The organism is Rhodococcus sp. 4CII (assembly GCF_014256275.1).
GTDB lineage: Bacteria > Actinomycetota > Actinomycetes > Mycobacteriales > Mycobacteriaceae > Rhodococcus_F > Rhodococcus_F wratislaviensis_A.
The window spans coordinates 4,864,103-4,878,277 of record NZ_JACCFE010000002.1 but is presented as its reverse complement, the minus strand read 5'-3'; the positions used below and the strand labels follow the sequence as shown (position 1 = coordinate 4,878,277).

General features: G+C 67.8%; 10 protein-coding genes. 2 read left to right on the top strand and 8 right to left on the bottom strand.

Annotated elements, in window-relative coordinates; translation table 11 throughout:
• Window positions 1-78: 78 nt before the first annotated feature.
• Entirely contained in the window at window positions 79-816 is a 738-nt protein-coding gene (locus tag H0B43_RS23275; RefSeq protein WP_185725790.1) for a PadR family transcriptional regulator, read from the top strand.
• Here the strand turns inward: H0B43_RS23275 and H0B43_RS23270 are convergent.
• From H0B43_RS23270 to H0B43_RS23250, 5 genes are all read right to left on the bottom strand, one after another.
• Window positions 813-1,766 carry an alpha/beta hydrolase gene (locus H0B43_RS23270; protein ID WP_185725791.1) on the bottom strand — a complete coding sequence of 318 codons (954 nt, stop codon included), beginning with the start codon at window positions 1,764-1,766 and terminating at the stop codon, window positions 813-815. The genes H0B43_RS23275 and H0B43_RS23270 overlap by 4 nt on opposite strands.
• A 15-nt stretch (window positions 1,767-1,781) precedes the next feature.
• Window positions 1,782-2,573: an IclR family transcriptional regulator gene (locus H0B43_RS23265; RefSeq protein ID WP_185725792.1), complete on the bottom strand. Its 792-nt coding sequence runs from the start codon at window positions 2,571-2,573 to the stop codon at window positions 1,782-1,784.
• A gap of 168 nt (window positions 2,574-2,741) precedes the next feature.
• Complete coding sequence (bphC, locus tag H0B43_RS23260; protein WP_185725793.1) at window positions 2,742-3,647, bottom strand: biphenyl-2,3-diol 1,2-dioxygenase; 906 nt, start codon at window positions 3,645-3,647, stop codon at window positions 2,742-2,744.
• Between the two features lie 37 nt (window positions 3,648-3,684).
• Window positions 3,685-4,866 (bottom strand): acyl-CoA dehydrogenase family protein, encoded by a 1,182-nt coding sequence (locus H0B43_RS23255; protein ID WP_185725794.1) that lies wholly within the window; start codon window positions 4,864-4,866, stop codon window positions 3,685-3,687.
• Between the two features lie 35 nt (window positions 4,867-4,901).
• A complete protein-coding gene (locus H0B43_RS23250) occupies window positions 4,902-6,062 on the bottom strand; it encodes a Rieske 2Fe-2S domain-containing protein (protein WP_185725795.1) in 1,161 nt (386 codons plus the stop codon).
• 227 nt (window positions 6,063-6,289) lie between these two features.
• Here H0B43_RS23250 and H0B43_RS23245 point away from each other — a divergent pair, with 227 nt between their 5' ends.
• Window positions 6,290-6,790 (top strand): hypothetical protein, encoded by a 501-nt coding sequence (locus H0B43_RS23245; RefSeq protein ID WP_185725796.1) that lies wholly within the window; start codon window positions 6,290-6,292, stop codon window positions 6,788-6,790.
• A gap of 69 nt (window positions 6,791-6,859) precedes the next feature.
• Here the strand turns inward: H0B43_RS23245 and H0B43_RS23240 are convergent, their stop codons facing one another.
• From H0B43_RS23240 to H0B43_RS23230, 3 genes are all read right to left on the bottom strand, one after another.
• Window positions 6,860-8,482 (bottom strand): NAD(P)/FAD-dependent oxidoreductase, encoded by a 1,623-nt coding sequence (locus H0B43_RS23240; protein ID WP_185729824.1) that lies wholly within the window; start codon window positions 8,480-8,482, stop codon window positions 6,860-6,862.
• 154 nt (window positions 8,483-8,636) lie between these two features.
• On the bottom strand, window positions 8,637-9,416 hold the full coding sequence (locus H0B43_RS23235; protein WP_185725797.1) for an RsiV family protein: 780 nt from the start codon (window positions 9,414-9,416) through the stop codon (window positions 8,637-8,639).
• Between the two features lie 29 nt (window positions 9,417-9,445).
• Window positions 9,446-13,984, bottom strand: a complete 4,539-nt coding sequence (locus H0B43_RS23230; RefSeq protein WP_185725798.1) for a non-ribosomal peptide synthetase — start codon at window positions 13,982-13,984, stop codon at window positions 9,446-9,448.
• Window positions 13,985-14,175: the final 191 nt, after the last annotated feature.

The following is a 14,175-nucleotide window of genomic DNA, read 5'->3' as shown; positions in this document are numbered from 1 at the left end:
GGCGCGGAATGCCCCGTCCCGCCCAGCGGCAGCCTTTCGCATGCCGAAGCCCGAACGCTCGGTTGATAAGCTCGGGAAATGCCTTCGTCCGACCCCACACAGAACTCCGGGTTCGCCGGCCTCCGCTCCACGAGCTGGCCGGTACTCGGCATCCTGTCGTTCGGCGAGGAGCTGTCCGGCTACGACCTGAAGAAATGGGCGTCGTACAGTGTGCGTTTCTTCTACTGGAGCCCGTCCTTCAGCCAGGTGTACTCGGAACTGAAGAAGCTCGAGGACGCGGGATACGTGACGTCGAGGACGGTCGTCGACGACGCGGCGCGGGTGAAACCCAAGCGCCTGTACAAGATCACGGACGCCGGGATGGCCGTGATCCGCAGCTGGGCGCGGGAGGCGCCGATCGATCCCCCGGTCCTCAAACACGGGGTGATGCTGCGCATGTGGCTGGGCCACCTCACCGAGCCCGAACAACTCAAAGAGGCTCTCGAGGAGCACATCTCGTACGTGGAGGGGATGAGAAGGCAGGCCGCCCTCGACGCCCGCGATTCCGACGTCGAACCGACGTGGGCGTTCGCGCACATGGTCAACAAGTGGTCCGAACGCTACTACGCGGCCGAGAGCGAACTGGCGAAGCAGATGCTCGCCGACATCGACGAGGCCGCCCTGCGGATGCACGGTGAGGGCACGCCGGAACGTCCCGGCGCACCGAAACCGAACGAACCGCATTCGATCCGGCGTTCCCGCGAGGCGCAGCAGGAGTACCAGGCCGCGATGAAGGCGGCACGGGACGCGGACGACGAGGCGGACGGCGAAGACTAGGTCGACGGGGTTCCTGCCCGCTCGGCCATCAGATCCCGCAGTCGCGGCCACAGCTCTCGCCGCTCGGTCTGCGCCGCGGTCATCGCGTCGATCGTCAGGAATCCGTGGAACATTCCCGCGACTCGCCGGCAGTGCACGGGCACACCGGCGTCGGCGAGTGCCGCGGCGTACTTCTCCCCCTCGGATCGCAGCGGATCGCGTTCGGCGGTGATCACGATCGCGGGGGGCAGCCCACCGAGATCCTCGGCCCGCACGGGGGCGGCGTAGACGGGTACGTCGTCGCGGCGATCGGGCAGGTACTGATCCCAATACCATTGCATCGCAGCGCGGGTGAGGAAGTGATCCTCCGCGAACTCCTCGTAGGACTCGGTGTCGAAGACCGGTTCGATGACCGGGTAGATCAGTAGCTGCCCGGCGACGGCGGGGGCGCCCCGGTCCCTGGCCATCAGTGCGGCGACCGCGGCAAGGTTGCCCCCGCTGCTGTCGCCGGCGACGAGAAGCCGGTCCGAGTCGCCGCCGAACTCGTGGGCGTGCTGCGCGATCCAGCACGTCGCGGCGTAGGCGTCGTCGGCTGCCGCGGGCCACCGCGCCTCCGGCGCCAGGCGGTAGTCGACGGAGACGACGACGGCGCCGGTCCCGGTGCACATCGCACGGCAGAAGCCGTCGTGGCTGTCGAGGTCGCAGATCACGAACCCGCCGCCATGGAAGTAGACGACGACGGGCAGGGGCTCCGCCGGGCGCGCCACGGGCGAATAGATCCGCACCCCGATCGGGCCTGCACCACCCGGTATCTCCCGATCCTGCACGGCACCCACCGGTTCGGCGTCGACGACGGCCGTGCGTCCTGCTTTCGTCGCCGCCCGTGCCTGCGCACCCGTCATGGTCTCCACCCGGGGGAAGTTGTCGTTCAATCCCCGGAGAATGGTCTCGGCCTGCTCGTCGAGCGGCATTCGTGCTCCTTCGTCTCAGGCGGAGTATCGGTCGGCGCGGCCGGCGGCGGGGGTCGCGGCCGACATGTAGTTGCGCCAGGTGCCCTTCGCGGACATGCGAATCGGTGCGGTGAGGCGGTGATCGAGCTTGATCTGACTGCTCGGACCGCACACCGAGATGGCCGCGACCACGTTGTCGTCGGTGCCCACCGGCACGGCGACACAGCTGACGCCCACGAGGTCCTCTTCCCGGTCGTACGCCGCGCCGCGTTCGCGGGTCTTCTGCAGTTCGGCGCGGAACGCCGCGGGTGAGTCGATGCTGAACCGGGTGCTGCGGGGCAGGCCCGCCTCGACGACACGGTCGACCACGGTCTCGGGCGAGTGGGCGAGCAGCACCTTGCCGACGCTCGTACAGTGCGCGGGCTGGCGGCCGCCGACCCGGGACGGCAGCCCGACCCCGAATCGTCCGGCGATCTTCTCCAGGTAGACGACGTCGATCCCCTCGAGCACCGCGAGATGCACGGCGTGCCCGGTGAGGCGATGGAGTTCGTGCAGGAACGGCAGCGCGGCCCGGTGCAGGCGGTCCTGGTGCACGGCGAGCGACCCGAGTTCGAACAGTCGCATGCCGAGTTCGTAGTCCCGGCCTTCCCGGCGGAGCCACCTCAGCTGGACGAGACGTTCGAGCATCCGGTGCGCGGAGGATCGCGGAAGCCCCGTGCGGCGCACGATCTGCGCGAGCGTGAGCCTGCCCGGTCCGTCGAAGGCGTCGAGGAGCAGGGCGGCGCGATCGAGTCCGGCGGTGGGGGTGGGGCTGAGTGACGTCGTCATGGGGACCTCCGTAGCGGCGCTGCCGTAAGCGGCGTCGCGGTGTGTGACTGGCGACACTTACTATAAATAGGCATATACCTATTTGCAATAGTGCTCCGTGCACGCCCCCGAACAGCCAAAAGGCCCGGCGCGCGCATCGACAGATACGCGACCGGGCCCCGACCTCTTCTACATCGCCGCCAGCGGTTCACTTCCGGACCAGTCGTGGCCCCAGTAGCTGTCGGCGGTGATCTCCTCCGCGGAGTAGTACTTCTCGTCCACCTTCATGCCCTCGGTGCCGAACTCGACGTCCCAGCCGCCGGGGGCACGCACGTAGAACGACACCATCTTGTCGTTGGTGTGGCGGCCGAGGGTCGAGGAGACGGAGAACCCGTCCTTCACGACACGATCGAGCGCCTGCCCGACGGCGTCGAGCGTGTCGACCTCCACCATGATGTGCACCAGACCCGGCGCTCCGCCGTGCGGTGCGGGGCACAGCGCCAGGCTGTGGTGACGCTCGTTGACGCCCATGAAGCGCACCCGCATCGGGCCGAACTCCGGCGGCGCCGGGATACGGAAGGCGCCGCGGGGCAGGAAGCCGAGCACCTCGGTGTAGAAGTCGAACGCTCCGCTGAAGTCCATCACCGGCAGCACGACGTGGCCGAGGCCCTGCGCCCCGGTCACGAACTTCGCGCCGAACGGGGTGACCACCGGGCTGTGGTCGAGGACCGCGCCGTGGAAGATCTCGATCGTCGCGCCGGTCGGGTCCTGGAACGTCACGACCTCCTCGACCCGCCGTGCGTCGGCCTCCTCCACCGACAACGGTTTGACGGCGATGCCTGCAGCCTCGACCGCCTCCTGGACGCGCACCAGGCCCGCGTGATCGCGGACCTCCCACCCGATGGTGACCACCTCGTCCGTCTCGCCCGGCACGACCACGATGCGGGCCGCGCGCTCGTCCATGCGGAGGTAGAGGGCGTCCTCGTCGGGACCGCTGCCCTCGGCGAATCCGAGAACGTCGAACGCGAACGTCCGCCAGCGCTCCAGGTCGTTGGTCTGGATCTTGACGTAGCCCAGTCCCTTGATGTCTGTCATGTGTTGTCCTTCTGCTGTTTTCGAGGTCCGACGGCGGTCAGATCATCGACTTGAGGTTGTCGGCCGGGTCGAGGCCGAGCGAGCTGAGCGCCGACGCGTGGTACACGGTGCTCGGCACGTGGATGGCGTGCGCGAGGCCGGCGTGCGCGTCCCGCCAGTACCGCTGCAGGGGCTTGTCCATGCGCAGCGCGTTGCCGCCCGACCGCGCGAAGATCTGGTCGACGGCGGTGACCGCACGCCATGCGGCCCGCACCTGGGTGCGACGGCCGGCCGCGCGGTCCTCGAACGTGACCTCCTTGCCCGACTCGACGAGATCCCAGATCTTGTCGACGTTGGCGAGCAGTTCCTGACGGGCGGCGTTGATGTCGGCCGCCGCCTCACCCACCGCGAACAGGACATACGGGTCGTCCTTGATCGCGGTGCCCTGCGCGCCGACGCGGTCGCGCTGGTAGTCGAGGTGAGCGGCCAGGGCGCCCTCCGCGATTCCCACGACGGCCGAGGAGATGCCGAGCGGGAACATCGTCGACCACGGCATGTTGTACAGCGTCTCGGTGCGGCCGAACTTCTGCACCGCGGTCCCGTTCATCACCTCGTCGGCGTCCATCACCCGGTAGTCGGGGACGAACGCGTTCCGGACGATGATGTCCTTCGAACCGGTCCCCTTGAGTCCGACGACGTTCCACGAGTCCTCGACGATCTCGTAGTCGCTGCGCGGCAGGATCATGTGCAGCATCTTCGGCGGCAGCGCCATGGCGCCGTCCTTGTCGCCGAGCATCGCGCCGAGGAAGATCCAGTCGCAGTGATCGGTTCCCGACGAGAACTGCCAGCGACCGTTGAAGACGTAGCCGCCGTCGACCGGGGTCGCGATCCCCGTCGGCGCGTACGGCGACGCCATCCAGGTGTCGGTGTCGGCTCCCCACACCTCGTCCTGCACCTTCGGGTCGGCGAATGCCAACTGCCAGGGATGCACGCCGACGATGCCGCACACCCATCCCGTGGCCGGGTCGAGCGACGCCGCCGTCATCACCGTTTCCGCGAACTCGCGGGGGTGCGCCTCGTAACCGCCGTACTTGCCGGGCTGCAGCAACTTGATCGGGCCGGCCTCGCGGAGCTTCTTCGCCGTGTCGTCGGGCAGCCGGCCGATCCGCTCGGCCTCGGGCGCCTGATCGCGGAGTTGATCCGCGATCGCCATGATGTTGTCGAGAACCTCGTGGGTCATCTGTCGTGTCCTTCTACTCGCTACTCGGTGCAGGGTCAGGCGTTGGTGTCGAGCGGCACGACGCCGTTGGCGAGGTTGTCGGCAACCTCCGCCTCCCAGCTCTGCACCGCCCGGGTGGTGTCGATCTCGAATTCGAAGCGCTTGGTCATGTCGTCGGTGATGTCCTCGACGTCGACGTAGAACTGCTGGTACCAGCGGCGCAGCTGGTAGACGGGGCCGTCTTCCTCCGACAGCAGCGGGTTGTCGATGCGCGACTTGTTCAGCCAGATGTCGACGTCCTGCTTGAATCCGAGCTCGACGCCCTCGGCGAACTGCGCTGCCATGCCGTTGGCCACCTCGTCCGACAGCCCCTCGGGCTTCTTGACCATGGCGCCCCACTGCAGGACGAACGAATTGGCAGTGACCGGGTAGTGGCAGTTGATCAGCACCGTCTCGATCATCATGCCGTTCGCCTCGCTCCACAGCTTGTCGATCATGTAGGACGGGCCGAAGTACGACGCGTCCGAGCGCAGCGTCGAGTTGGGGTCGTCGTAGCTGGTGCCCACCGAGATGTCGTGGCGCGGCGTCGACTGCATGTACTGGGTGGCCACGTGCCCCTCGAAGACGTTCTTGAAGTAGCGCGGGAACGAGAAGTGGACGTAGTAGAAGTGCGCCATGTCGACCACGTTGTCGACGATCTCGCGGCAGTGCGAGCCCTCGACGAGCAGCGAATTCCAGGTCCAGTCGGTCCATTCCGAAGAACCGAATCCCTCGATCTCGGGAATCGTCACGTCGGCGGGCGGCGGGTTGCCCTGCGGGTCGTTCCAGACGTAGAGCTGCCCGTTGCGCTCGATGGTCGTCCAGGCCCGGGTCCGCGCCAGCGGCGGGACGCGTCGCGCGTACGGGATTCCCGTGCACTTGCCGTTGCCGCCCCAGCGCCAGTCGTGGAAGGGGCACGCGATCGAGTCGCCCTTAACCGTGCCGTGCGCCAGGTTGCCGCCCATGTGACGGCAGTAGGCGTCGAGCACACTGAGCGTCCCGTCGGACGTCTCGAACACCACCAGCGACGTCCCGAACGCGTCGATCTGATGGGGGGTGCCGTCCCTGAAGGTCTTCGCCAGACCCAGGCAGTGCCACCCGCGCGCGAAACGCGTTGGTGCCGATCCCACTTCGATCATCCGGACTTCATCGCCGTCAACGGCACTGTTGCGCGCCATGTCTACCTCCGCCTCGCTGTACGTCAAGAACACCCTCGGGGTGTGGTGTAGCTCATAGTCGACGCGTCGGGCCCGCTGCGGTACCCGACTCTCCCACTCAGCGAGAGGCTTTCGGGGCAAGCGGAAAGTGTCGGGATGCCGGCATCCCGATCACAGGGACCGCGCACCCCATTCGCCCACCGCGGGGACTACCGTTCGAAACACAGACCCGTGAAATGGGAGGACCGATGGCCGCACTCATCGCTTCGCAGCCGTACGCAGCAGAGATCCGCCGGCTGTGCGCCGACGCCGTCCCGAACGGGGTGGCCGTCACCCCCGAGCCCGGGGCGGCGGTCGAGCAGGACCTCCTCTTGCTCCGGCCCCGGACCTCTCCGGATCTGTCGCCGCAGGTCCGGCGGGTGGGCGAGCACGATCTACTCGTGCAATTCCGCAACCGCGACGAGCAGCTGGTCTACGAGGTTTGGACCAACAGCTTCACCGGGACGGTCACCCCCGAGGATCGGTCGGTGGACCTCCTCGAGCGGCACGGCGCCGAGCAATTCCCCGGCACCCTCCGCAGGTTCCGCACGCGCATCCGGCGGTCGGTGCCGTCCGGTGCCGACCTGTCGTCCGCGCTGCAGCAGACGTACGTCCAGGACGGCGCCCGCATGGCCGACGTGACCATCACGTGCACGCTCGACGGTGCCGTGCTCGCCCAGGCCTGGGCCACGTACGAACTCCTCGACTGAGCGCTCTTCTCCCACGAATCGGTCAGCCGCGCAGGTAATTACCTGCGCGGCTGACCAATGTCCGTGAAACTATCCCACCGGGTCGGCCAGCCGCGCCCGCGACCGGCTGAACTCGAACCCGCGGAATCCCTCCTCGGCGACCTCTGCACAGATCCGCCCGTACGCGCCGAAGCCCCCGATGTACGGCATGAACACCCGCGGCTTGCCCGGGATGTTGGCGCCCATGTACCACGAGTTCGCCAGCGGGAACAGCGTCTGCGCGGCGAGTTCACGGCAGTGCTCGACCCACTGCTCCGTGGCGGGCACCGACGCCTCCACCGCGTCGTAGTCCTTCTCCCACAGATGCGCGATGCAGTCCGCAATCCAGTCGACGTGCTGCTCGGCGCCGAGCACCATGTTCGCGAGCACCGACGGGCTGCCCGGTCCGGTGACGACGAACAGGTTCGGGAAACCCGGAACCCCCAGACCCAGATAGGTTTTCGGCCCCTCGCTCCAGTACTCGGCCAGCGACACACCACCCCGGCCGACTATCCGCATGCGGTCCAGGGCGCCCGTCATGGCGTCGAATCCGGTGGCGAACACCAGCGTGTCGAGGGTGTAGTCGGCGTCGGCGGTGGTGATGCCCGACGCGGTGATCGACTCGATCGGCGCCGCCTTGAGATCGACCAGGGTGACGTTCGGCCGGTTGTACGTTTCGAAATAATGGGTGTCGGTGACGATCCGCTTGGTCCCGATCGGGTGATCGTTCGGGATCAGCTTGTCCGCGACAGCCGGGTCGTCGACGAGACGGCGGATCTTCTCCTCCGCGAACTCCCGCGCGGTGGCGTTCGCGGCGTCGGTCTTCGTCTGGTCCGGAAAGGTTTTCGCGAACAGCACTCCCCCGAGCTTCCACCGCACCTCGTAGGCCTCCCGACGTTCGTCTTCGGAGACCTCCAGAGCGGACTTCGGGTGCGCGTTGTACGGGGAACCGCCCCCGCTCTCCCTGGAGAGGCGCCGGCGTTCGTCGTATCCGGCCTTGATCGCGCGCCGCATCTCGTCGTCCCACGTCTCGTTACCGGCCGGGACGCTGTAGTTGGCGCTGCGCTGGAACACGTACAGGTGCTCCGCCTGCTCGGCGATCAGCGGAATCGACTGGATGCCCGACGACCCGGTGCCGATGATCCCGACCTTCCGGCCGGTGAAGTCGACGCCCTCGTGCGGCCAGTGACCGGTGTGATACGAGTCGCCCGTGAAGGATTCGCGTCCCGGAATGCCGGGCATGTTGGCCGTGGACAGCGCGCCCGTCGCGAAGATGCAGAACCGGGCCGACAGGACGTCGCCGCGGTCGGTACGCACCTCCCACCGGAGCGACTCCTCGTCCAGTTCCGCCGACGTCACCCGCGTGTCGAACAGGAAGCGGTCGCGGAGGTGGAACCGGTCCGCGACATGATTGATGTACTCCAGGATCTCCGGCTGCGTCGCGTATTTCTCGCTCCAATCCCACTCCTGCTCGAGTTCCCGCGAGAACGAGTACGAGTAGTCGACGCTTTCCACGTCGCACCGGGCACCTGGATAGCGGTTCCAGTACCACGTGCCGCCCACACCGGCGGCCGCCTCCACACCCTGAACCGTCAGACCCAGGCTTCGCAGTTTGTACACCGCGTACAGACCCGCGAAACCCGCGCCGACGACGACCGCGTCCACGTCGCCGATCCGATTCGCACGAGCATCATTCTCGGTGCGTGCACTCACGGGCGCGCTCCTCTCCCATTCGACAGACACATTCGGCAGCAAGGCCTGTCTGGGACGGTAAGTCGCGAAACCGGGGCGGCCACAGGCTCGTTCCCGGTGAGCGGTCGGGCAGCTGCTAGCTCGACACGACGGGGGCGAGATCGGGGTCGATCACGTCGGCCAGCGCGTCCCACGGCACGGTGACCGTGACGAGTCCGATCGCGTGCGGCCCCACCTGATAGTCGTTGAAGTGGATCTCCATGCCATCCGGGGTGGCCAGCCAGTTGGCGAAGTTCGCCTCGGTCGGCTCGACGCCGCTGCGCTCGAAGTCCGGTCCGGCGACCGTCGCCGGGAGCAGGCGCGCGGATTCGTCCGACAGCTTCTGCAGACCGGCCGGAAGGTCGGGGAAGAGGTCGCCGAGGGTGATCGGGGCAGCCGTGTCGGCATTCACCACCACCGTCGCGACGATCGGGGTGGGATGCGCGCCGGGCGGATCGGCGTTCCACGACGTCACCAGCAGGCCGCTGATCACGTGCTCGCCGATGTGCGCGACGCTGTGGTCCTCACTGCTCAGCGTGAAGGAGTCGGTGCCCCAGCCGTCGATCTGGTCCTGCAGCGCGGCATGCATCGATTCGTTGAACTCCGCCGTGACCGCCGGATCGCCGCCCTCGATCTGCGGGATGGTCACGTCGTAGCCGACCCGGCCGGTGGAACCGGTGACCTGCAGTTCGGTCTCCGTGTAGGGCTGGGTCCCGGACGCGGTCGCCTCGGTGCCGGTCGTGTCCGCGGCGGAGACGGTCGTCGGTGCCGACGGCTCGCTCACCGCCGTGCCGGAACGATCGGAGCAGGCGGCCGGCGCGAGGAGCGCGGCGACGCCGAGCAGTGACACCAGAACAGATCTCCGCATGCCGCTCATCCGCTATCTCTACCACGTCGATTCCCCTGTCATCTACCGATCGGGTCGACGATGGTGTGCAGACCGTCGATGAAACCCCGTGCGGTAGATGCGTCGTAGAGGTCGGCGGAATACACCAGTTCGGCATCGATGCCGTCGGGTCTCCCGTCGGCATCGTGCCGTTCGGCGAAGTGGAAATGCAGATCGCACTTGGCGATGTCGAGTGGACGGGGTGTGACCTCGAAGTCGAGCCCGGACACGTTAAGGGCTGCGGGAGCGAAGTTGTTCAGCGACAGCGCAACCTGGAACAGCGGGTGCAGGGACGGCGACCTCGGCGGGTCGAGCACCTGGACGAGTCGCTCGAACTGTACGTCCGCGTTCGCCAGAGCACGAAGCTCCACGCCGCGCGATCGATCGACGATGTCGCACAGCGTCATCGTCGGGTCGACCCGCGTTCGCAGTACCAGCGTGTTGACGAACATGCCGACCACGTCGTCGAGCGCCGGGTCTCCCCGACCCGCGATCGGAGTCCCGATTGCGACGTCGGGATCTCCGCTGAGGCGGGCCAGCAGTACCGCAACTGCCGACCTGAGCGCCGTGAACAGGCTGGCGTGGTGCTCGTGCGCGGTGGCCAGCAGGCCTCGATGCGCATGCACGTCGAGGGAGAACGGAAGCCGACCCGCTCGATAGGTCCACCGCTTCGGCCTGGGACGATCGATGGGCAGCGCGAGCTCCCCCCGAAGTCCCGACAGTTCCTTCGTCCAGTGTGCGATCTGCTTGGACGCGACGCTGTCCGGGTCGTCCTCGTCCCCGAGCAGTGCCCGACGCCACACCGTGTAGTCGGCGTAGTGCACGATCGGGGGCTCCCATGCGGGCTCACTGCCCGTCGACCGGGCGCGGTAGGAGTCGGCGAGGTCTCGTGCCAAGGGTGCGAGCGACCAGCCGTCTGCGGCGATGTGGTGGATGACGCAGGCGAGAAGGTGGTCGCGGTCGCCGAGCCGGAACAGCCGGGCGCGCAGAGGAGGCTCGCGCCGCACGTCGAATCCCGCGGACAAAAGCTCCGACGTCTGCGCCGCCATGTCCGCCGCACCGGTCACCACCGGACTCAGGTCGGGCAGCGCATCGGCCACGTCGAGCACGTGCTGGTACGGCCCCGACAGCGAATCGGGGAAGACTGTCCTCAGTGCACGATGCCGTTCGAGGACGTCCGCCATCGCCGAGCGCAGGGCATCGACGTCGAACCCGCCGCGCACTCGTACCGTGAAGGGGATGTTGTGGAGAGCGGGTTCCCCGACGCTGCGGTCGATGAAGCTTTGCGACGGAGACAGCGGCACGAGAGTGGGCAGCGGTGTTGCACCCAACTTCGGTCCGTGCGGCGGGCGGGTGTTCGGTGGGTGCGCGCAGGCCTGCGCTATCGTCAGTGCGAGTGCCGCAACCGTCGGTGCATCGAAGAGTTCGCGCACGCCCAGCGTGGTGCCCAGCTCGGCGTTGATCGTCGCGACCACCCGGATGGCGGACAGTGAATCGCCGCTGAGATCGAAGAAGGAATCGTCGGCGCCGACCGAATCCACGCCGAGGACCCGGGCGAACACTCGTGCAACGCGGCGCTCGGCCGGGGTTTCGGGGTCACGGTGAGGCACCGTATCCGAGCCGAACTCCGGCATCGGGAGCGCCGCCCGGTCGAGCTTCCCCGTCGGTGTCAGCGGGATCGAGTTCACGAGCATGATCGATTTCGGAACCATGTAGTCCGGCAGGAACCGTGCCAGCCGCGCTTTCACGACTTCGCGATCGATCGACGCGTCGCCCTCGGCCATGATGTAGGACACCAGGTTCGGATCGCCGGCCGAATTTCGTTGCACCACCGTCGCGGCGAAGGTGACGCCCGGATGCGTGGTCAACGTGGCGTCGATCTCGCCCAGCTCGACACGGAATCCGCGGATCTTGACCTGGTCGTCGGACCTGTCCAGGAACTCGAGCGTTCCCTCCTCCGTCCACCGCACCACGTCCCCGGTGCGGAACATCCGGGATCCACCGCGGCCGAACGGGTCGGCGACGAACCGGGAAGCGGTCAGCCCGTGGCGACGGTGGTAGCCCCGGGCGAGTGCCGGAGTGGCGAGGTAGAGCTCACCGACAGCGCCCGGCGGAAGCGGACGCAGGCGGCGATCCAGAACCACCGCGTCCACGCCGCGCATGAGCGAGCCGATCGTCATCCTCCGATCCGGTGACACCGGATCCGTGAGGGTGACGCTGCACGTCGACTCCGTCGGACCGTACGCGTTCCGCACGGTCCGGCCACCGGCCCACCGCCGAGCCAGCTCCTGCGGGCACACCTCCCCTCCGACCAGCACCAACTCCAGTTCGTCCGCCGCGGCGGAGTCGATGGCGGCCAGCGCGGACGGTGTCGTCAGGAGGTGGGTGACGCGTTCGTCGCGCAACAGTCGTGACAGTTCCTCGCCGCCGAAGACGCCGGGCGGGGTCACGACGAGCGTCGCGCCGCCGATACAAGCCGCGAGCACTTCGACCAGCGCCGTGTCGAAGCTCGGCGAGGCGAAATGCAGAATACGACAACGCGGGGACACCGCGTACTTGTCCCGAATCTCCTGCGCGAGGTTGGCGAGGCCGCGATGAGTGACGACGACGCCCTTCGGCGCCCCGGTCGACCCGGACGTGTAGATCAGATATGCGGGATGGTCCACGAGCTGCGGACGGGACCGTTCCGCATCGGGGAGAGCCGCGGAAGAGGCTTCTTCACACAATTTTTCGAGATCGTCGATATCGGTAGTCAGCCAAGCGACGGTGCCGGGCAGTCGGGCACGCTCCGAGCGAACGGTCAGCCCGACTGTCGCGCCGCAATCGCCCAGGGTGTACGCAATGCGAGCGCTCGGGTGCGAGGGATCGATCGGAGCGTAGGCCGCGCCGGCCTTCGCGACGGCCCACAACGCCAGCACCGACTCGATCGACCGCGGAATGGAGACCGCGACGATGTCCTCGGGCCCGATGCCCCGGGCGGTAAGGAGCCGGGCGAGCCGGTCGGCAAGCCGGTTCAGATCGCGGTAGGACAATTTCCGCCCGCGGTCGCGGATCGCGATCGCCTCCGGGTGACCTGCGACGGTCGCCGCGAGAAGGCGGTCGAGTGTGATCGGGTCGGCATCCGGAAGTCCCTGCGCGGGAGCGAATTCTTCGCGTTCGGCGGCGAGGAAGACGTCGAGGTCCGCAACCAGCACTTCCGACTCGAACGATGTGGTGAACCTGTCGAGGAAGGCGAGGAACCGCGCGTGATGTCCGGTCAGTTCGGCATCGTCGTACAGTGCCGGATTTCCCTCGAAGTCGATCCGGGCGGCACTGCCCTCGGCCCCGGGATAGATGTTGACGGCAAGGTCGGCGACGGGACCGGTGGTGAGTACCCGAACCGTCCCGTTCACGGCGCCGAGCGCGATCTCCTTCGTGAACATCATGACGTTGACCACCGGACCGAAATGCAGCAGTTCGACACCGCCCGTTGCGAGGTCCCGGCCGATGTCCTCGCGGCGGTAGCGTTGATGCCGCAACGCCGCTGTCAACGCCACCTCGACGGTTCCGACCGCATCACGGACGGTGGCAGAGCCGATTCCCCTCAGCCGCAACGGGATCACATTGGAGACCGAACCGCCCGAATGCCTGAGGCGGGCCGTCGTCCTCGCCGACACCGGCAGTGACACCACCACGTCGTCGACGCCGGTCATCCTGGCGAGGTAGGCGGCGAAGGCGGCGACAGTCACAGCGGTGGGATTCCGCGGGCCCTCGCTCGGACGCCCGTGCCCGGTCGCTTTCCGGGCGTCGGTGTCCGGTCGCGCCGCGCGGCCGCTCAGGCTGAGGACCGACGCCGGGCCGCTGCCCTGTTCGCGCCAGTAGTCGCGGTCCCGGGCGAACCGGGTGGAGGCCCGGTACGTCGCGTCCTCCTGCACGAGACGTTCCGGTCCCACGATCCGGCAATCCGGTGGTTCCCTGCCCTCGACGGCGGCGACGTACAGTTCGGCGGTGCGGCTCATCAGCATCATCGCGGCGTACCCGTCCGACACGATGTGGTGAGCGCGGGAGTACCAGTAGTAGTGATCGTCGCCCAGCTGAAGAATGTGCGAGACGAGGAGCGGTCCGTCGTACATGTCGGTACGAGCGCTCCGGTCGTTCCGCATCCAGCGGTGGGCAGCTTCGACGGGATCGTCCTCGCTGCGAAGGTCGGTGGTGGGTACCCGATCGTCGGCAACCGGGTTGACGACCTGATGCGGCTGCCCGTCGACGTCCACCAGCCGCACCGCTCCCCAGCCGAATTCGAGATTCGCGCGACGGGTGGCGTCACACAGAACGGCAAGCTCGACCGGACCGCGCAGATCGACGTAGTGGGCGATGACGTACGGGATCTCCGGCGTGAGCTGTTGCGCGAACCAGATGGATCGCTGCGCTGCGGCCAGGGGAAAGGCGCCCACGGTCGATCGCGTCGGACGCCCGAGCGGGCGTTCCACGATGGCGACCTCTGGCCGGGCAAGTGTGGGCCTGTCCGGGCAAGCGCAAGTCGTGCCGCCGGACTGCTGCGAATCGAAATCGAAATTCATCGTTCCCCCTCGGTCTACGCTCCGCGCTCCATCACCCCACTGCGCAGAGTCGTCACGGATGTCGGATCGGCGACGGATACGGCACCCACCATCAGCCTGCGCGACCCGCACCGCCCACACCAGGCACCCCAGGGTGTGCACCTGCCTACCCTCGAAATTGGGGAGGTACCCCGGCCGCCATCCGAGTAGCG

Coding starts and splice junctions, on each gene's coding strand:
- H0B43_RS23275 (WP_185725790.1), top strand. CDS start 79: ATGCCTTCGTCCGACCCCACACAGAACTCCGGGTTCGCCGGCCTCCGC.
- H0B43_RS23270 (WP_185725791.1), bottom strand. CDS start 1,766: ATGCCGCTCGACGAGCAGGCCGAGACCATTCTCCGGGGATTGAACGAC.
- H0B43_RS23265 (WP_185725792.1), bottom strand. CDS start 2,573: ATGACGACGTCACTCAGCCCCACCCCCACCGCCGGACTCGATCGCGCC.
- bphC (WP_185725793.1), bottom strand. CDS start 3,647: ATGACAGACATCAAGGGACTGGGCTACGTCAAGATCCAGACCAACGAC.
- H0B43_RS23255 (WP_185725794.1), bottom strand. CDS start 4,866: ATGACCCACGAGGTTCTCGACAACATCATGGCGATCGCGGATCAACTC.
- H0B43_RS23250 (WP_185725795.1), bottom strand. CDS start 6,062: ATGGCGCGCAACAGTGCCGTTGACGGCGATGAAGTCCGGATGATCGAA.
- H0B43_RS23245 (WP_185725796.1), top strand. CDS start 6,290: ATGGCCGCACTCATCGCTTCGCAGCCGTACGCAGCAGAGATCCGCCGG.
- H0B43_RS23235 (WP_185725797.1), bottom strand. CDS start 9,416: ATGAGCGGCATGCGGAGATCTGTTCTGGTGTCACTGCTCGGCGTCGCC.
- H0B43_RS23230 (WP_185725798.1), bottom strand. CDS start 13,984: ATGAATTTCGATTTCGATTCGCAGCAGTCCGGCGGCACGACTTGCGCT.